The sequence below is a fragment of the Saccharothrix mutabilis subsp. mutabilis genome (assembly GCF_039521145.1).
Taxonomy (GTDB): Bacteria; Actinomycetota; Actinomycetes; order Mycobacteriales; family Pseudonocardiaceae; genus Actinosynnema; species Actinosynnema mutabilis.
The window spans coordinates 90,006-115,571 of record NZ_BAAABU010000004.1 but is presented as its reverse complement, the minus strand read 5'-3'; the positions used below and the strand labels follow the sequence as shown (position 1 = coordinate 115,571).

Sequence of the window (25,566 nt, the reverse complement as noted above, 5' to 3'; positions counted from 1 at the left end):
CCACCTCCGGTGTGACCTGTTGCACGCACCGTAGGTGAAAAGCTTTCACCTTTCAAGTACGGTGAGCCCATGCAGCCACGCAGCCGCCTCGACGCCGCGACCAAAGCGCTCGACGCGCCCTTCGCGATCGTCGACCTGGACGCGTTCGACCACAACGCGGCCGACCTCGTCCGCCGGGCCGGCGGCAAGCCGGTGCGCGTGGCGAGCAAGTCCGTGCGGGTCCGCTGGCTGCTCGAACGAGTGCTCGCGCGGCCGGGGTACGCCGGGGTGATGTGCTACTCGCTGGCCGAAGCCCTCTGGCTGTCCGAGCACGACCTGTCCGAGGACCTGCTCGTCGCCTACCCGACCGCCGACCACGGCGCGCTGCGCCGGCTCGCCGCGGACGACGAGGCCCGCGCGCGGACCACGATCATGGTGGACTCCGCGCAGCACTTGGACCTGGTCGAGGACGCCCTGGGCGTCAACCACCCGCCGATCCGGGTGTGCCTCGAACTCGACGTCTCCTGGCGCCCCCTGCCGGGCCTGCACGTCGGCCCCCGCCGCTCACCCGTCCACTCCGCGCGGGACGCCGCCGCGCTCGCCGCCACCATCGCCCGGAGACCCGGGTTTTCGCTCGTCGGGGTGATGGCCTACGAGGGGCAGATCGCCGGACTGGGTGACTCCCCGCTCGGGAAGCCGGTGCGCGGCGCCGCGGTCCGGTGGATGCAGAGGAAGTCGGCGGCCGAACTGGTCGAGCGGCGGGTCGAGGCCGTCGCGGCGATCCGGCGGGTCGCGGACCTGGAGTTCGTCAACGGCGGAGGCACCGGCAGCCTGGAGATCACCGGGGCCGACCCGTCGGTGACCGAACTGGCCGCCGGGTCGGGGCTGATCGGCCCGACCCTGTTCGACGGCTACCGCGCGTTCCGGCCCCGGCCCGCGGCGCTGTTCGCGCTCCCGGTCGTGCGGCGACCGGGTCCGGGCGTGGCGACCGTGTTCGCGGGCGGCTACCTCGCGTCCGGCACCGCCACGGCCGACCGGCTGCCGAGCCCGTACCTGCCGGTCGGCCTGAAGCTGACCCCGCTGGAGGGCGCGGGCGAGGTCCAGACGCCGGTCGTCGGCCGCGCCGCGGACGCCCTCGCGCTGGGCGACCGCGTGTGGTTCCGGCACGCCAAGGCCGGCGAGCTGGCCGAGCGGTTCACCCACTACCACGTGGTGCAGGGGGACGCGGTCGTGCGCACCGCGCCCACCTACCGCGGCGAAGGTCAGTCGTTCGGGTGAACTCCTAGCCCGGGAGCCTTGTCGACAAATAGCCCCGGACAAGCGCCTTCGCCTCGTCCAGGATCGCCTGGTCGCCCGCCGGGTCCGTCCGGAACGCCAGGTTCAGCACGCCGTCCGCCGCCTGCACGGCGATCGAGATCGGCAGTTGCAGCTTGTCCAGCGGGATGTCGAACTTGGTGGAGATCATCTCGGCGATCCGGTCGGAGATGACCGTGTTGTTGTCCCGCCGGTCGTCCAACAGCCGCATGTCGACCACGTCGCCGAAGTGCAGCTTGCTGAACGCGGGCACCTCGCGGTGCATGGACACGTAGACGTCGAAGATGGTGTCGACGGCGTCCCACCAGTGGTCGAGCGTCTTGGACGTGAACCGGCCGTCCACCGTGCTGATGAACTTCTCCAGGTTGCGCAGCGTCAACGCCTGCACCACCGCGCGCTTGTCGGGGAAGAACTGGTAGAGCGACCCGACGGCCACCCCGGCGCGCTCCGCGATGAGTGTCGTTGTCACCCCGTCGTAGCCGACCTCCTCGATGAGCGAGGCACAGGCTTCGAGCATCCGCTCGACGCGCTTGGCGCTGCGCTGTTGCACCGGCTGGCGGCGCAACGGGGTCGTACTCGTCACGGCGACTCCTGCTGGATGGGTTGCGGGTCTCCATAGTGCCCGGTCCCCGACGGGAACACTTCCCGTCGGGGGCCAACACGCCTACGATCCGAATCACTTTCACGTTCTGGGAGGCTCGCGTGACCTTGCCCGACGGGTTCCTCTGGGGTGTGTCGACATCCGCGTTCCAGATCGAGGGGGCGTTCGGCGAGGACGGCCGCGTCCCGTCGGTGTGGGACGACTTCCCCGCGTTCGAGGGGCAGCACGCCGCCGTCGCGTGCGACCACTACCACCGCTACCGCGAGGACGTCGCCCTCATGCGGGAGCTGGGCGTCGGCGCCTACCGGTTCTCCGTCGCCTGGCCCCGCCTGGCCGACCTCGGCTTCTACGACCGGCTGGTGGACTCGCTGCTGGACAACGGGATCGCGCCGGTCGCGACGCTCTACCACTGGGACACGCCCAAGCACGTCGAGGACGCCGGCGGCTGGCTCGCCCGCGACACCGCGTTCCGCTTCGCCGAGTACGCCCAGACCGTCGCCACGCGCCTGGCCGACCGGGTCGCGCTGTGGATCCCGATCAACGAACCGGCGATCCTCACCCTCCTGGGGCACGCCGTCGGGCAGCACGCCCCGGGCAAGGCGCTGCTCTACGACGCGCTGCCCGCCGCCCACCACCTCAACCTCGCGCACGGGCTCGCCGTACAAGCCCTGCGGGCGTCCGGCGCGCGAGCGGTCGGCACCGCGAACAACCACACGCCCGCCTGGCCCGCGACCCCCGACGACGTCGAAGCCGCGCACGCCTACTCCACCCTGCACAACTGGCTGTTCACCGACCCGCTGCTGGCGGGCACGTACCCGGCGGAGCTGGCCGACCGCCTGCCGGTCCGGGACGGCGACCTCGCCATCACCGCCCAGCCGCTCGACTTCTACGGCGTCAACTACTACAACCCGACCCGGCTGCGCAGTCCGGGCGAGGGCAACCCGCTGCCGTTCGAACTGGTCGACATCGACGAGTACCCGAAGACGGCGTTCGACTGGCCGGTCGTGCCGAGCGGGTTGAGCGAGATGGTGGCCGCGCTGCGCGAACGGCACCCGAACCTGCCGCCGGTCTACGTCACCGAGAGCGGGTGCAGCTTCGGCGAGGACGTCGAGGACACCGACCGGATCGCCTACCTCGACGGGCACATCACGGCCGCGCTGGCAGCCGGTGTGCGCGGGTACTTCGTGTGGTCCTTGATGGACAACTTCGAGTGGGACTCCGGGTACTCGCAGCGGTTCGGGCTGGTGCACGTCGACTACGAGACCCAGAAGCGCACCCCGCGCGCCTCCTTCGCCTGGTACCGGGATCGGATCCGGCGGTGACCGCGGTCGACCCGTGGGCCGAGCCGGTCACCCCGGTCCGGCGGTCGTGGATGGGGTGGCTGTTCCTGGCCAACCTCGGGCTGTGGCTCGGGATCTACGCGCCGATCCAGGTGCTGCTGCCGCAACAGGCCGAACTGCTCGCGGGGACGTCCAAGGAGGCGGTGTTCGGGCTGGTCACCGGCGTGGGCGCGGCGGTGGCGCTGGTCGCGAACCCGCTGATCGGGCTGTCGTCGGACCGGACCACCTCGCGGTTCGGGCGGCGGCACCCGTGGACGCTGGGCGGCGCGCTGGTCGGCGCCCTCGGACTGGTGGTGCTCGCGTCGGCGTCGTCGGTCGGCGCGGTGGTCGTCGGGTGGTGCCTGGTGCAGGCCGGGTTGAACGGGATGCTCGCCGCGCTGACGTCGGCCGTGCCGGACCGGGTGCCGGTGCGGCAGCGGGCGAAGGTCGGCGGGCTGGTCGGGACGAGCCAGATGCTGGGGACCGTGCTGGGCGCGGTCCTCGTGACCGTCGTCGTGTCGGGGTTGGTCGCCGGGTACCTGGCCTGCGCGGTCGTGGTCGTCGCGGGCGCCGTGCTGTTCGTCGTGCTGACGCCGGACGCGCGGATCGCCGTCCGGCCGCGGCTGCGGTGGCGCGAGCTGTGGGTGTCGCCGCGCCGGCACCCGGACTTCGCGTGGGCGTGGTGCGCGCACTTCATGATCAACCTGGGGAACGCGTTCGGGACGCTGTACCTGCTGTACTTCCTGGGCGACGTCGTGCGCCACCCGTCGCCGGAAGACGGCCTGCTGGTGCTGATGTTGTTGTACGGCTTGGCTTTGACGCTCGGCGCGTTCGCCGTCGGGGTGTGGTCGGACCGGAGTGGACGGCGCAGGGCGTGGGTGTACGGGTCGGCGTTCGTGATGGCGTTGGCGGCGCTGCTGCTGGCGGTGTGGCCGACGTGGACCGCCGCGCTGGTGGCCGCGCCGCTGCTCGGCGTCGGGTTCGGCGGGTACTGGGCGGTGGCGCTGGCGCTGTTGACCCAGGTGCTGCCCACCGCCGCCGACCGCGCGAAGGACCTGGGCGTGGTGAACATCGCGAACTCGTTGCCGCAGGTGGTCGCGCCCTTGTTGACGACGTTCGTGCTGGCGTCGCTGGGCGGGTACCGCGGGCTGTTCGCGGTGTCGGCGACGGCGACCCTGCTCGCGGCGGTGTTGGTGACCCGCGTCCGCGCGGTGTCCTGAGAGGAGTTCGAGTGCGTTTGACAGGGCGGACCGTCGTGGTGACGGGGGCGTCGCAGGGCATCGGCGCGGCGACCGCGTTGACGCTGGCGCGGCGTGGTTCGGTTGTCGTGCTGGTGGCCCGCAGCGCCGAAGCGCTCGAATCCGTCGTTCAGCGGGTCGAGGCGTTCGGCGGCCGTGCGGTCGCGGTGCCCACCGACCTCGCGGACGTCGACGCGATCGACACGCTGGCCGAGCGGGTGGTGGGGGAGTTCGGCGCGCCGGACGTGCTGGTGAACAACGCGGGCGCGGGCCGGTGGCTGTTCCTGGACGACACCCCGGCGGCCGAACTCGACGCCATGACGGCCCTGCCGTTCGCCGCCGCCCTGCACGTGACCAGGAGTTTCCTGCCGGCCATGCGGGCGCGGGGCGTGGGGCGGATCGTGAACGTGAACTCGCCGGTGTCCCGCCTGCCCATCCCGGGCGCGACGGGGTACGCGGCCGCGCGGTACGCCCTGCGCGGCCTGACCGCGGCGCTGCGCCAGGACCTGCGGGGGACCGGGATCGGGGTGAGCGAGGTCGTGCCGGGGAAGGTCAGCAGCGAGTACTTCCGCAACAACCCCGGTGCGGAGGAACGCATCCCGGCCGTCGCGCGGCTGATCCCGACCGTGCCGCCGGAGCGGGTGGCGGAGGAGATCGCGCGGGCGGTGGAACGGGAGCGGTCCGAGGTCGTGTTCCCCTGGCAGCTCAAGGCGTTCGACGTGACCGGTCGCCTGCTCCCCGGCCTCACGGCCTACCTCACCTGGCGCACCGGCACCCACCGCTGATCCCTCGCCCGCACGTGGAAACGGCCTGGCGTTGTCCGCGCGGGAGGGTCGGACAACGCCAGGCCGGCGTGGTGCCCGCGGACCGGTGCCGGTCGGGGAGGGTGGGTGCACAGCACCGGCCCGCGGATGTCTGTTGAGTTGTGGTGTCTGTTGAGTTGTGGCCGGCCGGCGGTCCGTTCGTCGCGGTCGGGGGTTCGCACGTCCCGGACCGCCGGCCAGTAGGCGGGTGCTCGACCGTGTCGCGTCGGGGGAACGACAGGTCGGGGCCGCCCGTTAGTGGGCTCGGAGCACCGCGCGTCGGGTCCGGGTGACAGGAGGGGTCACCGGGGCCGAGCGCAGGTGTCGAGCCGGGCGCGGGGCGAGTCCGCCCGCGACCAGGTGTTCGTACGCGGCGCGCCACACCGAGCAAGGGCTCTTCTGCTGCCGCCAACGACCGGAGCACTCGGGGCAGTTGCCCTTCTCGTCCGGTTCGTGCGCGGCGAGCAGCGCCCGCCACCCCTCGGTCAGCCGAGGGAGCTCGGACCGGGCCACCGACAGGAGGGACGGGGCGTCGGCCTCGTTGGCCAGCTCCGTGAGCAGGTCCAACCGTTCCCACACCGCGTTGCGAAGAACTTGTCCGAGGATCTCGTCCACCGAAACGTCACCGTCACCTTTCCGCCTGCTCGGCGGCCTCGCGTAGCGCAGCCCTGAGCTGTACGAGCTGGTCGGCCGACAGCACCGCCGTCTCACCCGGCGGACCGACCAGGACCACGCGGCCCTGGTCGACCAGCACGGTGAGGCAGCGCTCCCGGTCCACCACGTCGCTGCAGCGGATTCGCCACCAGCGGCGTTGCCCGGTCGAGCCGCGCCATCCGGAGTCGAGGTCGGTCGACTCCCGGACAGTCGGAGAAGACGGAGAAGGGGCCGTGGCGACGGCGCGCGCTGCCGACCCACCCGTGGTGGTCACCGCCCGCTCGATCAGGTCCACTGCCGGTTTCCTCTCCGTGTTCGCTCGCTTACCGAGACTCAGATTGCGATGATTCAACCCGGATCGGGACGTCACAGCGCTAGCCGGTGGCCGTTCCACGGTAAGCGGTCATCGGAGTTCGGCAGGGCCGATCAGCCTCGCCGATCAGCACTTCCTGCAGTTGGGGGAGTGCCCCTACTCTGCCGTTGACGCCCAAAGGACTGTGAGGGGGCGCAATTGAACACCATCGGTTCGCAAGGCTCTCCTGTTACACCCGACGTCTGGGACCAGCAGGAGATGCGGGACGCGCTGGCGAAGCGGGAGATCAGCTCGGTCTACCGGCTGCTCCGGCGGCACGGCGTGTCCCAGCGCCAGATCGCGGCGCTCACGGGCCAGTCGCAGTCCGAAGTGTCGGAGATCCTCAAGGGACGCCAGGTCATGGCCTACGACGTCCTGGCCCGGATCGCCGCCGGCTTGGGTGTCCCCAGGGGATACATGGGCCTCGCCTACGACGAGGCCACGGCAGTGCGGGTGGCCGCGACCGCGGAGGCACCCCAGTCTGAGGAGGACGAGTCGGTGAAGCGAAGGAAGTTCCTCGCGCACGCCGCCGCCATCACCGTCGGCGCGGCCGTGTTCGGTACGGACTCCGGGTCTTGGGCCTCGTCGCCCGCGCAGACGCCGGCTCCCGGCCGGATCGGCATGACCGACGTCCGACAGGTGGAAGCGGCCACCCGAGCGCTCCGCACGCTGGACTACCAGTACGGCGGCGGCTCGTGCCGTGACGCCGTGGTCGCGCAGTTGTCCTGGGGACAGCAGATGCTCGGCGCCAACGCGACCGACCTGGTCAAGGAACGGCTCTACGTCGCCCTCGCCGACCTGCACAACCTGGCCGGCTGGACCTCGTTCGACACGGGCCTCTACGACTCCGCGCGCAACCACTTCGGCCAGGCCCTCGGGCTCGCCAAGCAGGGCCGCAAGGAGGAGCTGGTCGCGAACATCCTGTACCGGATGGGCCGCGTCTACCTCCACCAGGACGCGCCGGACGACGCGTTGAAGGTGTTCCAGCTCGGCCAGCTGGCCGCGCTGAACTCCGGTTCCGAGCTCGCCGTCGGCATCCTGTGCGCCAACGAGGCCTGGGCCTACGCGAAGATGGGCTCCGACGACCAGGCGCTCAAGCTGCTCGGCCGGGCGCGCGACGAGTTCGCCCGCGCCAACCTGCACGAGGCGCCCGCGTGGGCGAAGTTCTTCGACGCCAACGACCTGTCCGCGATGATCGGCACGGTGCACACCGAGCTGGCGCAGACGGTGGACGCCCGCAAGTACACCCGCACAGCGATACCGGCGCTGACAAAGGCCATAAACGGTTACGGCGAGGACATGAGCCGCAGCCGCTCGTTCAACCTGACGTCGCTGTCGATCAACCACCTGCTCGAAGGCGACATCGACCACGGCGCGAAGGTCGGCCGCCAGGCGATCGACCTGTCCGAGGGCCTGAAGTCGGTGCGCACCAAGGACCGCATGCGCCCGCTCCAACTGGAGGCCGAGAAGCGCAGCAACAACGCCGACGCGCGCGAGCTGGCCGACCGCCTGGCCAAGTTCACCGGCAACGACAGCGCGGCCTGACCCGGGGAGTCTCGCCTGGACGGCAGGTTCACCCCGGCCGCGCTCACCGGAGTGCTGGAGCGGCTGTGCGCCCAGCTCGGGCTGGCGCACCGGTCGGCGCGCCTGGTGAAGTTCACCTCCAACGCGGTGTTCGACCTCCCCGCCGACCGGGTCGTGGTCCGGATCGTCGGGTCGATGGCGTTGCGGCACCGGGCGGAGAAGGTGGTGCGGGTCGCGCGGTGGCTCCAGGCCCACGACGTGCCCGCGGTGCGGCTGGTGGAGCAGTTCCCGCAGCCGCTGGCCGTGGGCGACCACCTCGCCACGGTCTGGCACACCGTGCGTTCCGACGGCCCGCCCGTGGACGGCCGTGACCTGGGCCGACTGCTTCGCCTCGTGCACGCCCTGCCGCCCCCGGACTTCCCGCTGCCGCGCTGGTCGCCGCTGGACGACGTGCGCCGGCGCATCGCCGACGCCGAGGAGCTCTCCGCGCCCGACCGGTCGTTCCTGGAGGAGCGGGTCGCGCTGCTGGAGGGCCGGCTCGACGGGCTGCGGACCGTGCTGCCCGAGGGCGTCCTGCACGGCGACGCGCACCTGGGCAACCTCATCCCCAGCCCGGACGGGCCGGTGATCTGCGACTTCGACTCGACCAGCGTGGGGCCGCGCGAGTGGGACCTGAGCACCCTCCCGGTGGGGGTGGCGCGGTTCGGCCACCCGGACCGCTGGTACCGGCAGCTCGCCCGGGAGTACCGGTTCGACGTGACCCGGTGGGCCGGTTTCGCGGTGTTGCGGGACGTGCGGGAGCTGAAGCTGACCACCAGCGTGCTGCCGATCCTGCGCAGCCACCCGGACGTGCGAGCCGAGTTGCGGCGGCGCCTCGCCGCGCTGCGCGCGGGCGATACCACGACCCCGTGGACGCCTTACCGCTGAAACCGCGGGCGTGGGGGAACGAAGCGGTAACGCTCGGGCCGGTTTTTCCGAATCACGCATCGACGGGGTCGCGGGACGTTCGGTGAGGTGCGCGTGATCGGACGGCTGGTGGGTGCACGGCTGGGCGCCATGGGTGGCGCGCGGCGGTGGAAGGGCAAGCGCGCCCTGGAGGCCGCGCGGATGCTCGACGAGGTCGTGGACACCCAGTTGCCGCTGTTGGCGTCCTTCGACGAGGAGCGCCGGCGCAGGTCGGCCGACTACCTCGCCGAGCTGGTGAAACTCGCCCAGGACTACCGCTACTACGCCCACGGCTGGATCGACGCCCGCGAGCTGGACCGCCGCGGCCACGCCGCCATGGCGACCCTGAGCAAGCTCCGCGAGGACCCTACGGCCCGACTGATCACCGACTAGACCGTTCGGTGCAGCTCACCGCACCGAACGGTCCACTCACCGACGAGCCGCGTGGCGAAGCCGGCCCGTCACCTCATGTCGTCCACGCCCGGACCGCGTAGGTGGCGAAGTCGATGGCCGCCCGCCCGGTCACCCTCGGCACGTCCTCCGTCGGCTCGGTGTCCTTGAGCTGGGCGAACGCCTCGATCTCCGCCTCGGTCCGCTCCCTGGGCATGCCGATCGAGTCCTGTTGCGCCCGGTACTCCTCCGCCGTGCCGAAGAACCGCACCGTCCGCCCGGACGCCTCGCCGATCAGCGCCAACGCCTCCGCGAAGCTCAACGCGCGCGGCCCGGTCACCTCGTAGGTGCGCCCCGCGTGCCCCTCCTCGGTCAACGCCACCGCCGCCACGGCCGCGATGTCGTCCGCGTCGACGAACCCCTGCCGGACGTCCCCCACCGGCACGGCCAGCGCCCCGGCCTCGATCGCGGGCCGGAAGAACCCCTCGTCGAAGTTCTGGTCGAACCAGTCGGCCCGCACGACCGTCCACTCCGCACCGGACCCCCGCACGGTGGCCTCCGCCCCGAGCAGCCGCTCGTCCCCCATCTCCTCGATGCCCCGGCTGGACAGCAGCACGACCCGCCGCGCCCCGCGCGCCACGGCCTCGTGCACGAACTCCGGGTCGACCGGCAACTCGTGCGGCGCCATCAGGTACACCGCGCGGGCACCGGTCAACGCCGGCGCCCAGGTGTCCTTCTCCCCCCAGTCGAACCGCACCCGGCCATGGCGTGACGCGGCCCGCACGGACAACCCACGCGCTTCCAGCTCCCGCACGACCCGCTTGCCGGTCGTGCCCGTGGCTCCCAACACCAAGATCTCGTCCATGCGGTCGAGTAGACCACCGGGGTACGACAATCCAGCGCGATGCCTAGGCGACCGGTGCGCGAGACAGGACGACGGCCAGGCCGAAGGCGATGCCCATGATCGTCACCTCGACGGTGGCCCACCCGACGATCGCGGTCGTCTTGTGCTGCGCGATGTGCGGCAGCAGGCGCCACCGGATGTTCGCGCCCAGCAACGCGAGGAGCACCGCGCACACGACCTTCCCCAGCAGCACCAAGCCGTAGGACGTCGTGAACAGCGAGCCCGGCAGGCCGACCACCGGGTTGAGGAACAGTTCCAGCAGCCCGTTGAACAGGCCGGTCACCGACACCAGCACCAGGCTGATCGTCGCCAGCTTGGAGAACTTCGGCAGCGCCTCCGCCAGCAACCCCCGGCGGTGGGCGACGAGCACCACCAGGGCCGCCAGGCCGCCGGTCCACGCCGCCGCGCCCAGCACGTGCAGCTCCATCGAGATCATGGAGTAGTCGTGGTACTTCCAGTTCGACGCGTGCCCCGTCACCGGCAGCGGCAAGAGGCCGAACATCGAGATCAGGATCCGCAGCTCCGCCGGCACGGACTCGCCGCGCCGCACCGCCATGACCCCGACCACCACGTACGCCAACGCGCACACGGCGCTGAACAGCAACCCCTGCCCCGCGCCGACCCGTTGCACGTAGTCGACCACCGAACCCATGGTCACGGTGACGTCCGGACGCGTCTCATACGCCCGGATCACGATCGACAGCAACGCCGTGAACGCCCACACCGCCGCCGCGACCACCGCCGCCGGCCGCGCGACGCGCAGCACCGGCTCGGTCACCGCGGGCCGGTCGAAGCCGAGCAGCTTGGGCAGCAGCGACAGGCCGACGACGATCGTGGCGGCCAGGTCCAGCAACGTCCTGACCAGCGGGTGCGCGAACCGGACCACCGCCCCGGGTTCGGCCACGCCCACCGCTTCCGGCGTGGTCGACAGGCCCAGCCCCAGGAACACGCCGACGGCCCCGCCCGCGAGCAGGCCGCCGACGAGCCAGTACCGGGACGTCGGGGTGGTGGTCCGGTTCACCGTCATCGCCTGGCGCCCGTTCCGCCGCGCAGCGCGAAGTACACGCCGCCGCCCAGCAGCACCACGGCGCCGACGACCCACACCCAGATCGGCACGCCGCCGTCACCGGAGCCGGAGCCCTCGGACGGGGCCGCCGCGGTGGACTTGGGCGCCGGGGTGCCGTTGCCGGCGGTGGTGAGCGTGAACTTCAGCGACCCCGTGACGGGGTGTCCGTCGGCGGACAGGACCCGGTAGCCCACCTTGTACTCGGCCGCGGGGCCGAGCGGGCGGACCTTGAAGACCACCGAGTTGTTCTTCACCGTCGGCTCTTCCGCGGCTTCCCAGTGGGACTCGTCCGGGCCGATGACCGTGATGGTGTTGAACTTCTCGCCCGCCTGGACCGGCTGGTCGAAGGTCAGGGTGATCTCCGCCGGCCCGGCCGCCAGGGCCTCGCCGTCCTTGGGGTTGCTGCTGACCAGCACGTTGTGCGCCGACGCGGTGCCGGACGTGGTCAGCGCCAGGCCGCCCGCGAGCAGGCCGGCCAGCAGCAGGGAGAGCGCGCGTTTCATGCCGAAGGAGTACCCGTCGAACGGCGGGACCGCAGCACGGCGCCGATGCCGATGCCCAACCCGAGCGCGCCGACGGCCAGACCCGCGCCGCCCAGCCAGCGGGCGGTCTTGTCCGAGGACGGCGCGGCGGCCGGCGGTTCCTGCGCGGACGCGGTGACGGCGCTGCCGTGCGCGTCGCCGCCGGCCTTCTTCACCAGCTTGAGCACCGGCGCGGGCTTGTCCGGCTCCGCGGCGCCCTCGGCGGGCGGCGGCGCGTTCCAGTCCACGACCTCGCCGTTGTCGTAGGTCTGCTTGGTGGGCAGGAGCAGCTGCTCGGTGTTGTCCGGCAGCGGACCGATGGACAGGTCGAACTCGTTGAACTGGCCCGGCTCGATGCGCACGCCCGGGTCGGCGGTCCACACCACCGTGCGGACGGCCTCGGTGACCTCGCGGCCGTGGCTCTTGACCGGGGTGTCGAGCTTCGCCTTGACCGCCTCGACCTTCCAGCCCGGCGTGGGCTTGGTGCTGACCGACGCCAGCGGGTACTCGGCGGGCAGGGTCAGTTCGAGCTTGACCGTGCCGTTGTTGGGCCGCTCGTTCGGGACCCGCAGGGTGACCTTGGTGTAGCCGCCCTGGACGGCGTCCTTCGGGGTGGACGCGGTGACGTGCGCGGACGCGAGGCCCGCGGTGCCCGCGAGGGCGAAAGCGGCGGCGGCCAGCACGGCGCCGCCCTTGGCGAGCGTGCGCACGCCAAAGCGATTTGTCGACATGAAGATGTGGCTCCTGATGCCAAAGGGATGTGGGTGTCCGGGGGATCAGGAGCGCAACGGGGGACCGCGACGGCCGTGCACACGTCTGAGCAGCACCGACATCCACACGTCCGGGACGGGCGCCACCCGGACGGGTGGCGTCGGCGCGGCCACGGGCGCGAACGACCACAGCACCGGCAGCAGCCGCGACACCGCCCACACCAGGGCATCCAGCACGGCGTCCGCGCGGACCAGCAGCAGACCGGTCAGCAGCGCGGCGACCACGTGTGCCGCCGTCATGGCGACCGGACCGAAGCCCAGCCCGGCGCCGACGTCCTCGTGGTGCCCCAGGTTGAGCAGCGTGTGCTGCGCCAGCTGGGCGACGCCGAGGGTCGGCAGGAGCGTCCACGGCCCGCGCCCGCGCACCGCCGTGCTCGCCAGCGCGATGAGCACGGTGAGAGGCAGGGCGGGGGCGAACTCGGTGACCTCGCCGCCCGCGGCGCCGTGCGCGGCGACGCTGAGTGCCGCCGACGTGACGGCCAGCAACACGGCCCGCGCGAGGCGGGTCGGTGCCGGACGTCTGGTCATGCACAGAGCGTAGGAGACCGGTGCACGAAGGTGTGAGTCGCCGCCGAGAACCGCATGTTTCGAGTAGGCCGAACGGGGGAACAGGCGGCCGGTGAAAACCGCACAAGACTCCATCGACCAGCCGCTGCCCGGCGAACCCCGCGCCGACCGCCCCGGCCGCACCGACCCCGTCGTGTTCGGGGTGGCGGCGGCCGTCGCGCTCGGGTTCGTCGCCTGGGGCGTGTTCGGCACCGACTCGCTCGCGAGCGTGTCGGGCACCGTCCTGGACTGGGTCACCGGCCGGCTCGGGTGGGCGTTCGTGCTGGTGGCGTCGGGTTTCGTGGTGTTCGCGCTGTGGCTCGCGATCAGCCGGTACGGCCGCGTCCCGCTGGGCCGCGACGACGAGCGGCCCGAGTTCCGCACGGTGTCGTGGGTCGCGATGATGTTCAGCGCGGGCATGGGCATCGGCCTGATGTTCTACGGCGTCACCGAGCCGCTTTCGCATTTCGTGAACCCGCCACCGGGCACCGCGCCGGCGCAGTCCGACGAGGCGTTGCGGACCGCGATGTCCACCACACTGTTCCACTGGACCGTCCACCCGTGGGCGATCTACGCGGTCGTCGGACTGGCCATCGCGTACGGCAGCTTCCGGCGCGGCCGGAGCCAACTGGTCAGCGCCGCCTTCGCGCCCCTGCTCGGCACGCGCCGCGCGAACGGCCCGGCCGGGCGCGCGATCGACGTGCTGGCCGTCTTCGCCACCCTGTTCGGCTCCGCCGCGTCCCTCGGGCTCGGCGCGCTCCAGATCGGCAGCGGCCTGCGGGCGGCCGGCGTCGGCGGCGTCGGCAACGCCGTGCTGGTCGGCGTGATCGCCGTGCTGACCATGGCGTTCGTCGCGTCCGCGGTGTCCGGGGTGGCGCGCGGCATCCAGTGGCTGTCCAACACCAACATGGTCCTCGCCGTGGTGCTGGCGCTGTTCGTGTTCGTGGTCGGGCCGACGGTGTTCGTGCTCAACCTCGTGCCGGCCGCGATCGGCGGCTACTTCGGCGACCTGGCCGACATGGCGGGCCGCACGGCCGCGTCCGGCGGCGACGCGACCGCGACGTGGCTGTCCGGCTGGACGATCTTCTACTGGGCGTGGTGGATCTCGTGGACGCCGTTCGTCGGCATGTTCATCGCGCGGATCAGCCGGGGCCGCACCATCCGGCAGTTCGTCGCGGGCGTGATCGGCGTGCCGAGCCTGGTGAGCCTGCTGTGGTTCTGCGTGTTCGGCGGCACGGCGGTGTTCCTCCAGCGCGAGGGCGTCGACCTGGCGGGCGCGGCCACCCCCGAGGGCCGGCTGTTCGCCGTCCTGGAGCACTACCCGCTGGCCGCGGTCGCCGTCGTCGTGGTGCTGGTCCTGGTGGCGATCTTCTTCGTGTCCGGCGCGGACGCCGCCTCGGTGGTCATGGGCACGCTCTCGCAGCGCGGGTCCATCGCGCCCACCAAGGGCGTGGTCGTCTTCTGGGGCGTGCTGACCGGCGCCGTCGCGGCGGTGATGCTGCTGGTCGGCGGCTCGAACGCGTTGACCGGGCTGCAGAACCTGACGATCATCGCTGCGCTGCCGTTCGCCGTGGTGATGGTCGGCCTGTGCGTGTCCCTGGCCCGCGACCTGCGCAGCGACCCGCTGATCCGGCGCGAGGAACGGGTCGCCGAGGTGATGGAGGAGGTCACCGCGCAGCTCGGACCCGAGGAGACGGCGCTGCGGACGGTCGAGCAGCTGGTCAAACCCCGAGGCGTTTGAGCAGCTCCGCTTCCAGCGCGTCGAGATCCGCGCCGACCGCGCGGTGCGCCGCCTTGCGGCGCGGTGCGGGCATCCGCTCGGACGCCCGCACCGCCGCCATGAGCTGGGACAACCGGGTCCGGGTGGCCTCCACGAACGGTCGGTCGGTCGCTTCGACCTGGCTCAGGGCCTCGCTGAACCCGGCGATGCGGGCGTGCAGCTTCGCGCCCCGGCCCGAGTACCGGGTCAGCTCGTCGACGGGCACGCCGAGCCGGCGGGCGCGGTAGTGGTCGTAGCGGTCGCCCAGCAACGCCGCCGCACGCGCCGCGAGCGGCGCCACCACCGGGATCAGCGCCGGCGCGACGACCTTCGCCACACCGACCAGGTTCTTCGCCCTGCCGGGGGTCAAGCCCCTGCTCCGTTCGCGTGCCATCGCCCGCGCCACCTCCAGACAACTCACCCCGAACCCTAGAGGTCGGCACGGGCCGGCGCACGGAAGATCCACTGCGGTCCACGAGGTTGCCGGTACAAGCGTCGGTGCGTCGTCATACGCTTCAACCGTGACTTCCCAGGTGCAGCTCGACGCCGGCGTGGTCACTCGTTGCCGGCGGCGGGTGCACCTCGAACACGATCCAGCGATGCGGGACGCCCCCAAGGCGGCCCCCGACCCCACCGGCCAGCTCCGCAAGGCCGACGCCACCGACCACCGGCGCGCGGTCGCGGCGGCCCTGGGCCGGGTGGTCGGCTCGGACCTCATGGAGATCCCGCACGACGTCCCCACCGCCGACCGCGAACGCGTCACGGCGTCCGCGATGCAGGCGGGCGTGCCCTACATCTGGGGCGCCGTCCTGCCGCGCGACGAGCGCGGCGGCCGGCGCGGCGGCATCGACCTGCTGGTGAAGGACACCACCGGGTACGTGCCGGTGCTCGTCGTGCGGCACAAGGTCACCGACCCGGGCTCGGGCGCGCGCACGTCCCCCCCTGTCCCACCCGCTGCCCGGCGGCGCGCGCGTCGACCCGCTGCGCAAGGTCCGGCCCCAGCCGCGCGACCAGCTCCGGCTGGCGCACGCCCAGCGGCAGCTGCAGGCGTCCGGGTTCGCCGCGCGGGGCCGGTCGTACGGCGGCGTGGTCGGCATGGACGGCGACGTCGTGGTGTGGCACGACCTGGAGGCCCCGACGTGGCCCGGCGGCCGGCACGCGCTGGCCGAGTACGACTCCCGCTTCTCCGACCGGCTGGCGGTGGCCGCCGCGGCGGTGAACGGCGCCACCCCGCTGGCCCGGCCGTCGCGGATCGTCGAGTGCCGCAGCTGCCCGTGGTGGCCGGTGTGCGAGGAGGACCTGCGGTCGGCGCGGGACGTGAGCCTGGTCGTGCGCGGCGAGGACGCGGTGGCGCTGCGCAAGGCCGGGGTGTCCACAGTGGACGACCTCGCGGCCCTCGACCCGCAGGACGAGCCCGCCACCCCGCTCGTCGGCATGCTGCACGCGGACGCCGTCATCCTGGCGCGGGCGTGGCTGCGCGACCTGACCGTGGTGCGGCGCGTGCCGTACATGGACGTGCCGCGCGCCGACGTCGAGGTGGACGTCGACATGGAGAGCTTCGGCGACCTGGGCGCGTACATGTGGGGCTGCTGGCTGTCCGGCGCCGACGTCGGCGAGGAGCACGGGTACCGCGCCTTCGCCACCTGGGACCCGCTGCCGAGCGACGACGAGGCCCGGTCGTTCGCGGAGTTCTGGGGCTGGCTGACGGGGATCCGCCTGCGGGCCCGCGCTCGGGGTCTCACGTTCCGGGCGTACTGCTACAACGAGTTGGCCGAGAACCGGTGGCTGATCGGGTCGGCGGAGCGGTTCAAGGGGCGGCCGGGCATCCCGACGGTCGGGCAGGTGAAGGAGTTCATCTCGTCGGACTCGTGGGTGGACCTGTTCGGCATCGTGCAGGACCAGTTCCTGTGCGCCCACGGCAAGGGCCTGAAGACGATCGCGCCGGTCGCGGGCTTCGCGTGGCGCGACCCGGAGGCGGGCGGCGAGAACTCGATGCGCTGGTACCGCGACGCGGTCGGCATGGACGGCGCACCCCCGAACCCGGCCCAACGCCGCCGCCTGCTGGAGTACAACGAGGACGACGTCCGAGCCACCCACACCCTCCGCGAGTGGATGACGTCGGACGCCATGAACAACCTCCCCTTCGCCGGCGACCTCTGAAAGCGCGCCGGTGCACGTCCCCTGGGAACCGCTTAGCCGCGAGACCGGTTTTCCGGGCATCGTCGCTGGTAGAGTGGCTGCGAGGTGATCTTCCGACGTGTCACCCCATCGTGTGACATGTCGGATCGGGAACCAAACCGCGACTCGCGCATCCCGTAAACAAGGAGCGCGGAACCACGGCAGGCAACGCCCCGCTCAGGACCGGCCGCCGCGGCCCGGCTGGCCCGGCGCGGCCCGGCTGGCCCGGCGCGGCCCGGCTGGCCCGGCGCGGCCCGGCTGGCCCGGTCCGGTGCGGCTGGCGCGGCTCGGCTGGCGCGGCTCGGCTGGCGCGGTCCGGCTCAGTCGGTGTGGCTCGGGCTGGCCCGGTGGTGTGGCTCGGGCCGGCTGGCGAGGCGCGGCGCGGACGCGTTCGCCGCGGCGCACGAGTTCGGTCACGACGTGGCGGCCGGAATGCGGAAGAGCGGGCCGCGCCGGGGGAAGTGCCGGCGCGGCCCGGACGAGCGGAGTGCGGTCAGCGCGGGGCCATGCGCAGGGCGCCGTCCATGCGGATGACCTCGCCGTTCAGGTAGTCGTGCTCCACGATCGACACGGCCAGTTGCGCGTACTCCTCCGGCAGCGCCAAGCGCTTCGGGAACGGCACGCCCGCCGCCAGGCCCGCGCGGAACTCGTCCGACACGGTGGCCAGCATCGGCGTGTCCACGATGCCCGGCGCGATGGTCATCACCCGCACGCCCACCGACGACAGGTCCCGCGCCGCCGGCAGGGTCATGCCCACGACCGCCGCCTTCGACGCCGCGTACGCCACCTGCCCGATCTGCCCGTCGAACGCCGCGATCGACGCGGTGTTGATCACGACGCCGCGCTGGCCGTGCTCCAGCGCCTCCGTCTTGCCCATCGCCGCCGCCGCCAGGCGCAGCACGTTGAACGTGCCGACCAGGTTCACGTCGATGACCTTGCGGTACAGGTCCAGGGGGTGCGGGCCGGACTTGCCCACCGTCCGCGTGGACGGCCCGATGCCGGCGCAGTTCACCACGATCCGCAGGGGGTGGCCGGAGCCGGCGGCGGTGTCGACGGCCGCCTGCACGTCCTCCTCCGACGTGACGTCGGCCGCGAGGTGCGTGACGCCCTCGACCTCGGGAGCGCCGTCCACCTTGAGGTCCAGGGCGAACACCGACGCGCCCTTCGCGGCCAGCGCCCGCGCCGTCGCCAGGCCCAGACCGGACGCGCCACCGGTGACGATCGCCGCGGTTCCCTCGATCTTCATGCCAACCTCCATCACCCGGCCGCAGTGCCGGAAAGGGAGGTTAACGGTCGTTCAGCGGTTTGCGCGCGGAGAGGTGCAGCATTGCGACCAACGGCACGGCCGCGAGCAGGGCCAGCCCCGCGAACAGCAGCGTGATCAGCAGGAGTTCCATACCAGCACGATGCCCGCCGCACCCCTCGCACCGCGTCCGCCGCGAGAGGGGTGTCGGGGTACACCCAGGGGACTACCCACCTCACTCTCCGCATACAACTGCCGTTTGACCCACGGCAAACTTCGGCTGCGACCGTCACAGGCATGTTCGTCCGACGGATCGCGGTCGTGGGAACGGGTTACGTGGGCCTGACGACGGGGGCCTGCCTGGCCTCCCTCGGTCATCGGGTCGTGTGCGCCGACGTGGACGTGGTCAAGGTCGCCCGCCTGCGCGCCGGGCAGGTGGACATCCTCGAACCCGGCCTCACCGAACTGGTCGGCGAGGGGCAGGCCGCCGGGCGCCTGCGCTTCACGCACGACCTCACCGACGCCGTCGCGGACGCCGAGGTGGTGTTCCTCTGCCTGCCGACGCCCATGGGCGCGGGCGGCGCGGCGGACCTGTCGGCGGTCGAGTCGGTCGCCCGCGACCTGCGGCGGGTGCTGCCGTACGGGACGGTCGTGGTGTGCAAGTCCACGGTCCCGGTCGGCACGTCGCAGCGGGTCGCCGCGCTGCTCGGCCGCGAGGACGTGGCCGTCGTGTCCAACCCGGAGTTCCTGCGCGAGGGCAGCGCGGTGCGCGACTTCCTGCACCCGGACCGGATCGTCGTCGGCTCGGACTCCCCGCAGGCCGCCGAACGGGTCGCGGCGCTGTTCGCCAAGCTCGGCGCGCCCACCGTCCTGATGGACGCGGCCAGCGCCGAAATGGTCAAGTACGCCGCCAACTGCTTCCTCGCGATGAAGCTGTCCTACGTCAACGCGGTGGCCGAGCTGTGCGAACTGGTCGGCGCGGACGTGTCGTCGGTGACCGACGGCATGGGCTACGACCGGCGCATCGGCCAGTCGTTCCTCCAGCCCGGACCGGGGTGGGGCGGGTCGTGCCTGCCCAAGGACACCCACGCGATGGTCCGGATCGCCGAGTCGGTCGGCGTGGACTTCGCGCTGGTCAAGGCCACCATCGACACCAACCACCGGCAGCAGCGCCGGGTCGTGGACAAGGTGCGGGACGCGGTCGGCGGCACGCTCGCCGGCGCGCGCGTCGGCATCCTGGGCCTGGCGTTCAAGGCGGGCACGAACGACCTGCGCGACTCGCCGGCGCTGGCCGTGGCGGAGCTGCTCGCGTTCGAGGGCGCGGAGCTGGTCGCCTACGACCCGGAGATCCGCGAGCCGCTGGTGGGCATGACCGTGGTGGACGACGCGTACTCGGCGGTCCGGGACGCCGACGCGGTCGTGCTGCTCACCGAGTGGCCCGAGTTCCGCACGCTGGACTGGGCGCGGGTGGCCGGCCTGATGAACGGCGTGCTGGTCCTGGACACCCGCAACCACCTCGACGACGACGCCCTGCACCGGGCCGGTCTCCTGCGCGAGGGCCTCGGCCGCAGGCTGCCCGCGACCGCGGGCTGAAGCCGGGCTGAACCATCAGGACACAATTTAGTTAGCCGGGTTAACCAACCGGGGGACGCCCACGTAGGTTGTCCGCGTGTTCACCACCCGACCCGAACTCGTCGGCACCCACGGCATGGTCGCCTCCACGCACTGGCTCGCCTCCAGCGCGGGCATGGCGGTCCTGGAGGACGGCGGCAACGCGTTCGACGCCGCGGTCGCCGCGGGCTTCGTGCTCCAGGTCGTCGAACCGCACCTGAACGGACCGGGCGGCGAGGTGCCCGTGCTGTTCGCGACGGCCGGCGACCCCACGCCGAGGGTCCTCGCCGGCCAGGGCGTCGCGCCCGCCGGGGCCACCGCCGAGCACTACCGGTCGCTGGGCCTGGACCTCGTGCCGGGCAGCGGGCTGCTGGCCGCGACCGTGCCGGGCGCGTGGGACGGCTGGCTGACCCTGCTGCGCGACCACGGCACGAAGACGCTGCGCGAGGTGCTCGACCACGCCATCGGCTACGCCCGCGACGGCTTCCCGCTGCTGGAGCGCGTCTCGTCGGTCGTGGACACCGTGTCCGACCTGTTCCGCGACCACTGGACGTCGTCGGCCGCGCTGTGGATGCCCGGCGGCGCCGCGCCCGCGCCGGGCTCGCGGTTCCGCAACCCGAAGCTCGCCGACACCTGGGAGTGGCTGCTGGCCGCCGCCGAGGCCGCGGGCGCCGACCGCGAGGCCCAGATCGAGGCCGCGCGCCGGGCGTGGTCGCAGGGGTTCGTGGCGGCGCAGGTGGACGAGTTCTGCAAGAACGCGTTCCGCGACGAGTCGGGCCGCGACCACGCGGGCGTGCTGACCGGCCAGGACATGGCGTCGTGGCAGGCGACCTACGAGGACGCCGTCGCGGTCGACTTCGGCGAGTGGACCGTGGCCAAGGTCGGCGGCTGGTCGCAGGGGCCCGTGCTGCTGCAGCAACTGCTGCTGTTGGAAGGTTTCAGCGACCGGTTGTCCTATGTGGACGGCGTGCCGACCGCGGAGACCGTGCACCTGGCGGTGGAGTGCGCCAAGCTCGCCTTCGCCGACCGCGAGGCCTGGTACGGCGACACCGGCGACGTGCCGCTGGACGTCCTGCTGTCCCGGGAGTACGCCGCCGAGCGGCGCGCCCTGGTGGGCGACACGGCGTCGCTGGAACTGCGGCCCGGGTCGCCGGGCGGGCGCGAGGTCGTGCTGCCCGAGCACATCCGGGCGGGCCACGACGCCGCCGGCGGGGGGCGCGGCGGCGGCGCGCTGGGCGAGCCGACCGTCGAGCGGACCGGGGTGTCGCGCGGCGACACCGTGCACGTCGACGTCGTGGACCGGTGGGGCAACATCGTCTCGGCGACCCCGTCGGGCGGCTGGCTCCAGTCCTCGCCGACCATCCCGTCGCTCGGGTTCTGCCTGGGCAGCCGGGCGCAGATGTTCTGGCTCGACCAGGGCCTGCCCAACTCGCTGGTGCCGGGCCGCCGGCCGCGGATCACGCTGTCGCCGTCGCTCGCGCTGCGCGACGGCCGGCCCGCGGTGGCCTTCGGCACCCCCGGCGGCGACCAGCAGGACCAGTGGCAGCTCGCGTTCTGGCTCGCGCACACCGCCGGCGGGATGAACCTCCAGGAGGCGATCGACTCGCCCATGTGGCACACGAACGCGTTCCCGAGTTCGTTCGCGCCACGGGGCTGGACGCCGGGCGAGCTGGTCGCGGAGACCAGGCTGGGCACCGCGGCACTGGCGGAGCTGAACGCGCGCGGCCACCAGGTGGTCGAGGCGGGCGGGTGGACGCTGGGCCGCATGTCGGCCGTCGCCCGGGACGCCCGCGACGGCTTCCTGCGGGCCGCCGCCAACCCGCGCGGCAACCAGGGTTACGCGGTCGGCCGCTGACGCGGGCGGGGTGCGGTGGGGACGGGGTTGGAACGGCCCCGGCCCGAGGGGGAGGGGGCCGGGACCGTTCCGGCTGGAGTGGGCGTCAGATGCCCAGACCGGTGTCGATGTGCGACGTCGGGTCCTGCTTGCCGTAGCCCAGCATCGAGCCGACCTGCTGCGCGTCCAGGTCCGTGATCACGGCGGTGATGTCCGGTCGCTGCTGGTTGACGAGCTGGAACTTGCCGTTCGGGTCGTCGGTGTCCACGTTGGCGAGCTTGCCGACGCCGCCGACCTTGCCCAGCTCGGTGTCCAGGGTCGGGTCGCTCTGGAGGTCCACACCGGTCGCGTGCGCGGTGCCGCCCAGGCCGAGCATGACGGCGGTGCTGCCGAGGGCGACAGCGGCCCCCGAGATGGTCTTCCTGAGGTTCATGGGCCGGAAAGTTTCGTAGTTCGGGTGTCCGGTTCAAGCTCGCTAACTCCGGCGAGTGGAATTCTTCACCCGTCCCGGTGGCGTGTACGTCCGCTGACGTAGGCCGGACACCCGCCCGTCGACCGATGTCCCGACCGGTCCTCCTCCCGTACCGTCGGCTCGTGGCATGGCTGGCGTGGGTCTGGTTCGCGGCGACGTTCGTCCCGCTGCTCCTGCGCCGCCGGTTCCCGATCGCGGTCCTCGCCGTGACCGGCGTGTCCACGTGGCTGTACTACGTGACCGGGCACTGGGGTCCGCTGATCGTCGCGCCGGCGATCGCGCTGCTGTCCCTGCGCCGGGTCCGCAACGCCGAGCGGCGGGACCGGCAGGTGGAGGAAGAGCGGCTGCGCATCGCGCGCGAGGTGCACGACGTGGTCGCGCACAGCCTTGCCATGATCAACGTGCAGGCGGGGGTCGCGGCGCACGTCGCCGACCGGCGCCCGGAGGAGGCCGTGAAGGCGTTGAAGGCGATCAAGGAGGCGTCCGGCCACGCGCTGGAGGACCTCCGCGCGACCCTCGGCGTCCTGCGCACCGGCGAGGGGACCGCGCCCGTCCCGTCGCTGAGCAGGCTCGACGAGCTGGTCGGGCCGGTGCCGAAGGCGCGCGTGGTCGGCGAACCGGGCGAGCTGCCCGCGCCGGTCGACGCCGCCGCCTACCGCGTGGTCCAGGAGTCGCTGACCAACGCGCTGCGCTACGCGCCCGACGCCACGGCCGTCACGATCACGTTCACCCGGACCGAGGACGCGCTGACCCTGTCCGTGCGCGACGACGGGTCGGGCGCGGCGGGCGGCCGGCAGGGCGCGGGCACCGGCCTGCGCGGCATGCGGGAGCGGGTGGCGGCGCTGGGCGGCCGGTTCGACGCCGGTCCCCACCCGGAGGGCGGGTTCGAGGTGCGTGCGGTGCTGCCGTGGGAGGGCGGACGTGGTCAGGGTGCTGCTGGCGGACGACCAGGTGCTGGTGCGGGCGGGTTTCCGGCTGCTGCTGGACACCGAGGACGGGTTCGAGGTGGTCGGCGAGGCGGGCGACGGGGCGGAGGCGGTCCGCCTCGCGCATGAGCACCGCCCGGACGTGGTGGTGATGGACATCCGGATGCCCGGCGTGGACGGCCTGGCCGCCACCCGGCGGGTCAAGGCCGAGCTGCCGGAGGTCAAGGTCCTCGTGCTCACCACGTTCAACGTGGACGAGTACGTCTTCGAGGCGCTCAAGGCGGGCGCCTCGGGCTTCCTGCTCAAGGACACCGACCCCGTCGAGCTGCTGCACGCCCTCCGCGTCGTCGCGCAGGGTGACGCCCTGCTGGCCCCGAGCGTGACCAGGCGGCTGATCGAGGAGTTCGCGGCCCGGCCCGAGCACCGCCGCCCCGACCCGGCCGCGCTGCGCGAGCTGACCGCCCGGGAGCGGGAGGTGCTGGCCCTGGTCGCGGGCGGGCTGTCCAACGAGGAGATCGCCGATCACCTGGTCATCAGCCCGGCGACGGCGCGCACCCACGTCTCCCGGGTGATGGTGAAACTGGGCGCGCGGGACCGGGCGCAACTCGTCGTGCTCGCCTACGAATCCGGATTGGTGACACCGCGCAGGGCATAACCGGATGGTATGAGGAATTGTTATCCCCTTCGTAACCCGGAGTATTGGTCGTTTTGGTCACAACATTGTCGCGCGCACAGGAAAGGGTGCATATTCTCGTCACGGAAAGCAAGCGGAAGTGTCGAGAAATGTACGGAGTGTCACCACGGCGAAGAGCCCCGCGTTCTCTGACGCGGGGCTGCGCAACTGTTGCGTGCGCCTAGGCGATGGCGCCCGGGGGCAACTTCAGCTTGAACGGGAGCGTCGTCACGACGGCCAGGTCGGACGCCGTCCGCTTCATCAGCGTCGGCGCGTTCCGCGTACCCGGCTCCGGCAGGTCGAGCAGCCGGTCGACCGCCTCCACGAGCGGGCCCTCGTAGATCCAGACCGCCTGGGTGGCCCGCGTGGAGTCCCGAACCGCAGGTAGCCGACCCGCGCGGGCCTCGGTCTCCGACCAGAAGAGGATCGAGTCGATGAACCCTCTGCGCTGCTTGAACGCCATGATGCGGTCGAGCTGCCCGTCCTCGTCCCGGAGGTGGAGGAACTGAAAACCGCTCTCGCGCAGCTCGATCACCTTGCTCAGTGCGAGATCCATGACGCACCTACCTCTGTTGTGAGGTCCCCTAGCAGGCACAGGTCTTGTGACCCGGAAAAGATCGTACGGCATTCGCACAATCCCCCATAGGGCCTAGGTGGACGTTGTTGTCCCAATGGGCGGGTGACTCCGGTCGGTTTTCGATACGGACCGCAGCACCCGAACGGTTCGCACCGAAAATGCGACCGCTCCCAAAGTGACCAGGCTCACAGCCAACCACATGGTCGGACTCCGCGTGGATCGGGTGGTTCGGGGTCACCTCTGCAGACGCCGCGCATGGCGCGGGGGTTGCCCCGGCGATGATGATCGAACCCCCACCTCGGGGAATCCGCCACATCGGGTGAGGGGCCGCGGGCCGGCGGGCCGGCCGCGCGTGACATCCTCGCGCGGTGGCGCGTGCATTGATCACCGGTATCACCGGTCAAGACGGCAGGTATCTCGCCGAGCTGCTCAACAGCAAGGGCTACGAGGTGTTCGGCCTGGTCAAGGGGCAGAACAACCCCAGGGTCGAACTCATCGGGCAGGAGTTGCCGTTCGTCGAGCTGGTGTCCGGCGACCTGCAGGACCTCCCGAGCCTGGTCGCGGCGCTGGAGCAGACCCAGCCCCACGAGGTCTACAACCTCGCGGCCATCTCGTTCGTGGCGCTGAGCTTCAAGCAGGCCGAGCTGACCGCGAACGTCACCGGCCTGGGCGTGCTGCGGATGCTTGAGGCCATCCGCATGGCGGGCGGCAGCCAGAACAACCCGATCCGCTTCTACCAGGCGTCCAGCTCGGAGATGTTCGGCAAGGTCCGCGAGACCCCGCAGCGCGAGACGACCCCGTTCTACCCGCGCTCGCCCTACGGCGTGGCCAAGGTCTTCGGCCACGACATCACCGTCAACTACCGGGACAGCTACGGCCTCTACGCCTGCTCCGGCATCCTGTTCAACCACGAGTCCCCGCGCCGCGGCCTGGAGTTCGTGACCCGCAAGATCACCAACGCGGTCGCGCGGATCAAGCTGGGCCTGCAGGACACCCTGGTCCTGGGCGACCTGGAGCCGCGCCGCGACTGGGGCTTCGCCGGCGACTACGTGCAGGCCATGTGGCAGATGCTCCAGCGGGACGAGCCCGAGGACTTCGTCATCGCCACCGGCAAGACCCACCGCGTCCGCGACTTCGTGGCCGCCGCCTTCACCCACGCCGGCATCGAGGACTGGGAGCGGCACGTCACCCAGGACCCGCGCTTCTTCCGCCCGGCCGAGGTCGACCTCCTGGTCGGCGACGCCACCAAGGCGCACGAGAAGCTGGGCTGGAAGCCCGAGGTCGACTTCGACCAGCTGGTCGCGATGATGGTCGACAACGACATCGAGGTGGAGTCCCGCAAGGCCGGCCTGGCCTGAGCCCGGGGG

Annotated in this window: 25 protein-coding genes and 1 pseudogene; 14 read left to right on the top strand and 12 right to left on the bottom strand. The window is 72.3% G+C overall.

Annotation, left to right across the window (positions count from 1 at the left end; translation table 11 throughout):
* Positions 1 to 69 precede the first annotated feature (69 nt).
* Positions 70 to 1,257 carry an amino acid deaminase/aldolase gene (locus tag ABD126_RS11510; RefSeq protein ID WP_343933756.1) on the top strand — a complete coding sequence of 396 codons (1,188 nt, stop codon included), beginning with the start codon at positions 70 to 72 and terminating at the stop codon, positions 1,255 to 1,257.
* Positions 1,258 to 1,261: 4 nt separating this feature from the next.
* Here ABD126_RS11510 and ABD126_RS11505 read toward each other — a convergent pair whose 3' ends face one another.
* Positions 1,262 to 1,876, bottom strand: a complete 615-nt coding sequence (locus tag ABD126_RS11505; RefSeq protein ID WP_343933755.1) for a TetR/AcrR family transcriptional regulator — start codon at positions 1,874 to 1,876, stop codon at positions 1,262 to 1,264.
* Positions 1,877 to 1,995: 119 nt separating this feature from the next.
* Between ABD126_RS11505 and ABD126_RS11500 the strand changes: the two genes are divergently transcribed.
* From ABD126_RS11500 to ABD126_RS11490, 3 genes are read left to right on the top strand one after another with little or no spacing between them, the layout of a single operon-like run.
* Positions 1,996 to 3,216 carry a GH1 family beta-glucosidase gene (locus tag ABD126_RS11500; protein ID WP_343933754.1) on the top strand — a complete coding sequence of 407 codons (1,221 nt, stop codon included), beginning with the start codon at positions 1,996 to 1,998 and terminating at the stop codon, positions 3,214 to 3,216.
* Between the two features lie 50 nt (positions 3,217 to 3,266).
* Positions 3,267 to 4,433, top strand: coding sequence for an MFS transporter (locus ABD126_RS11495; RefSeq protein WP_343934212.1), 1,167 nt, complete (start codon positions 3,267 to 3,269; stop codon positions 4,431 to 4,433).
* 11 nt (positions 4,434 to 4,444) lie between these two features.
* The gene (locus ABD126_RS11490; protein WP_343933753.1) at positions 4,445 to 5,236 is read left to right on the top strand and encodes an SDR family NAD(P)-dependent oxidoreductase; all 792 of its coding nucleotides are present in this window, start codon (positions 4,445 to 4,447) and stop codon (positions 5,234 to 5,236) included.
* Between the two features lie 273 nt (positions 5,237 to 5,509).
* On the opposite strand, the gene ABD126_RS11485 is transcribed toward ABD126_RS11490, so the two are convergent.
* Positions 5,510 to 5,869, bottom strand: a complete 360-nt coding sequence (locus tag ABD126_RS11485; RefSeq protein ID WP_121223852.1) for a hypothetical protein — start codon at positions 5,867 to 5,869, stop codon at positions 5,510 to 5,512.
* A gap of 13 nt (positions 5,870 to 5,882) precedes the next feature.
* Entirely contained in the window at positions 5,883 to 6,203 is a 321-nt protein-coding gene (locus tag ABD126_RS11480; protein WP_343933752.1) for a hypothetical protein, read from the bottom strand.
* Positions 6,204 to 6,479: 276 nt separating this feature from the next.
* On the opposite strand from ABD126_RS11480, the gene ABD126_RS11475 reads away from it, so the two are divergent.
* The 3 genes from ABD126_RS11475 to ABD126_RS11465 all read left to right on the top strand — a co-directional run bounded on the left by ABD126_RS11475 (position 6,480) and on the right by ABD126_RS11465 (position 9,122).
* Positions 6,480 to 7,805, top strand: a complete 1,326-nt coding sequence (locus ABD126_RS11475) for an NsdA family TPR-like regulatory protein (protein ID WP_343933751.1) — start codon at positions 6,480 to 6,482, stop codon at positions 7,803 to 7,805.
* A gap of 15 nt (positions 7,806 to 7,820) precedes the next feature.
* Complete coding sequence (locus ABD126_RS11470) at positions 7,821 to 8,711, top strand: aminoglycoside phosphotransferase family protein (protein WP_343934211.1); 891 nt, start codon at positions 7,821 to 7,823, stop codon at positions 8,709 to 8,711.
* A gap of 93 nt (positions 8,712 to 8,804) precedes the next feature.
* Entirely contained in the window at positions 8,805 to 9,122 is a 318-nt protein-coding gene (locus tag ABD126_RS11465) for a hypothetical protein (RefSeq protein WP_343933750.1), read from the top strand.
* A gap of 73 nt (positions 9,123 to 9,195) precedes the next feature.
* Here ABD126_RS11465 and ABD126_RS11460 read toward each other — a convergent pair whose 3' ends face one another.
* The 5 genes from ABD126_RS11460 to ABD126_RS11440 are packed head-to-tail and all read right to left on the bottom strand — an operon-like array spanning position 9,196 to position 12,908.
* On the bottom strand, positions 9,196 to 9,984 hold the full coding sequence (locus ABD126_RS11460) for an SDR family oxidoreductase (protein WP_343933749.1): 789 nt from the start codon (positions 9,982 to 9,984) through the stop codon (positions 9,196 to 9,198).
* 43 nt (positions 9,985 to 10,027) lie between these two features.
* Positions 10,028 to 11,050 (bottom strand): copper resistance D family protein, encoded by a 1,023-nt coding sequence (locus ABD126_RS11455; RefSeq protein WP_343933748.1) that lies wholly within the window; start codon positions 11,048 to 11,050, stop codon positions 10,028 to 10,030.
* Positions 11,047 to 11,592, bottom strand: a complete 546-nt coding sequence (locus ABD126_RS11450; protein ID WP_343933747.1) for a copper resistance CopC family protein — start codon at positions 11,590 to 11,592, stop codon at positions 11,047 to 11,049. The genes ABD126_RS11455 and ABD126_RS11450 overlap by 4 nt, the downstream gene beginning before the upstream one ends.
* Positions 11,589 to 12,341 (bottom strand): YcnI family copper-binding membrane protein, encoded by a 753-nt coding sequence (locus ABD126_RS11445; RefSeq protein ID WP_425542788.1) that lies wholly within the window; start codon positions 12,339 to 12,341, stop codon positions 11,589 to 11,591. The genes ABD126_RS11450 and ABD126_RS11445 overlap by 4 nt, the downstream gene beginning before the upstream one ends.
* 45 nt (positions 12,342 to 12,386) lie before the next feature.
* Positions 12,387 to 12,908: a hypothetical protein gene (locus tag ABD126_RS11440; RefSeq protein WP_343933745.1), complete on the bottom strand. Its 522-nt coding sequence runs from the start codon at positions 12,906 to 12,908 to the stop codon at positions 12,387 to 12,389.
* Positions 12,909 to 12,999: 91 nt separating this feature from the next.
* On the opposite strand from ABD126_RS11440, the gene ABD126_RS11435 reads away from it, so the two are divergent.
* Positions 13,000 to 14,667 carry a BCCT family transporter gene (locus ABD126_RS11435; RefSeq protein ID WP_343933744.1) on the top strand — a complete coding sequence of 556 codons (1,668 nt, stop codon included), beginning with the start codon at positions 13,000 to 13,002 and terminating at the stop codon, positions 14,665 to 14,667.
* Here the strand turns inward: ABD126_RS11435 and ABD126_RS11430 are convergent.
* On the bottom strand, positions 14,648 to 15,079 hold the full coding sequence (locus tag ABD126_RS11430; protein ID WP_343933743.1) for a DUF6474 family protein: 432 nt from the start codon (positions 15,077 to 15,079) through the stop codon (positions 14,648 to 14,650). The two genes, ABD126_RS11435 and ABD126_RS11430, sit on opposite strands and share 20 nt — an antisense overlap.
* Before the next feature lie 127 nt (positions 15,080 to 15,206).
* On the opposite strand from ABD126_RS11430, the pseudogene ABD126_RS11425 reads away from it, so the two are divergent.
* Positions 15,207 to 16,845 (top strand): annotated as a pseudogene (locus ABD126_RS11425) (TM0106 family RecB-like putative nuclease).
* A 511-nt stretch (positions 16,846 to 17,356) separates the two neighbouring features.
* On the opposite strand, the gene ABD126_RS11420 reads toward ABD126_RS11425, so the two are convergent.
* The gene (locus ABD126_RS11420) at positions 17,357 to 18,109 is read right to left on the bottom strand and encodes an SDR family NAD(P)-dependent oxidoreductase (protein WP_343933742.1); all 753 of its coding nucleotides are present in this window, start codon (positions 18,107 to 18,109) and stop codon (positions 17,357 to 17,359) included.
* Between the two features lie 294 nt (positions 18,110 to 18,403).
* Between ABD126_RS11420 and ABD126_RS11415 the strand changes: the two genes are divergently transcribed.
* Positions 18,404 to 19,699, top strand: a complete 1,296-nt coding sequence (locus tag ABD126_RS11415; RefSeq protein ID WP_343933741.1) for a UDP-glucose dehydrogenase family protein — start codon at positions 18,404 to 18,406, stop codon at positions 19,697 to 19,699.
* Positions 19,700 to 19,775: 76 nt separating this feature from the next.
* Positions 19,776 to 21,572 (top strand): gamma-glutamyltransferase family protein, encoded by a 1,797-nt coding sequence (locus ABD126_RS11410; protein WP_343933740.1) that lies wholly within the window; start codon positions 19,776 to 19,778, stop codon positions 21,570 to 21,572.
* Between the two features lie 85 nt (positions 21,573 to 21,657).
* On the opposite strand, the gene ABD126_RS11405 is transcribed toward ABD126_RS11410, so the two are convergent.
* Positions 21,658 to 21,984: a hypothetical protein gene (locus tag ABD126_RS11405; protein ID WP_343933739.1), complete on the bottom strand. Its 327-nt coding sequence runs from the start codon at positions 21,982 to 21,984 to the stop codon at positions 21,658 to 21,660.
* 161 nt (positions 21,985 to 22,145) lie between these two features.
* Here ABD126_RS11405 and ABD126_RS11400 point away from each other — a divergent pair, with 161 nt between their 5' ends.
* Together ABD126_RS11400 and ABD126_RS11395 are read left to right on the top strand one after the other, a co-directional pair.
* Entirely contained in the window at positions 22,146 to 23,078 is a 933-nt protein-coding gene (locus tag ABD126_RS11400) for a sensor histidine kinase (protein WP_343933738.1), read from the top strand.
* Positions 22,960 to 23,604, top strand: coding sequence for a response regulator transcription factor (locus ABD126_RS11395; protein WP_343934210.1), 645 nt, complete (start codon positions 22,960 to 22,962; stop codon positions 23,602 to 23,604). The genes ABD126_RS11400 and ABD126_RS11395 overlap by 119 nt, the downstream gene beginning before the upstream one ends.
* 199 nt (positions 23,605 to 23,803) lie before the next feature.
* Here ABD126_RS11395 and ABD126_RS11390 read toward each other — a convergent pair whose 3' ends face one another.
* Positions 23,804 to 24,178 (bottom strand): hypothetical protein, encoded by a 375-nt coding sequence (locus ABD126_RS11390; RefSeq protein ID WP_343933737.1) that lies wholly within the window; start codon positions 24,176 to 24,178, stop codon positions 23,804 to 23,806.
* Positions 24,179 to 24,567: 389 nt separating this feature from the next.
* On the opposite strand from ABD126_RS11390, the gene gmd reads away from it, so the two are divergent.
* Positions 24,568 to 25,557, top strand: a complete 990-nt coding sequence (gene gmd / locus ABD126_RS11385; RefSeq protein WP_343933736.1) for a GDP-mannose 4,6-dehydratase — start codon at positions 24,568 to 24,570, stop codon at positions 25,555 to 25,557.
* The last annotated feature ends 9 nt before the right edge of the window (positions 25,558 to 25,566 follow it).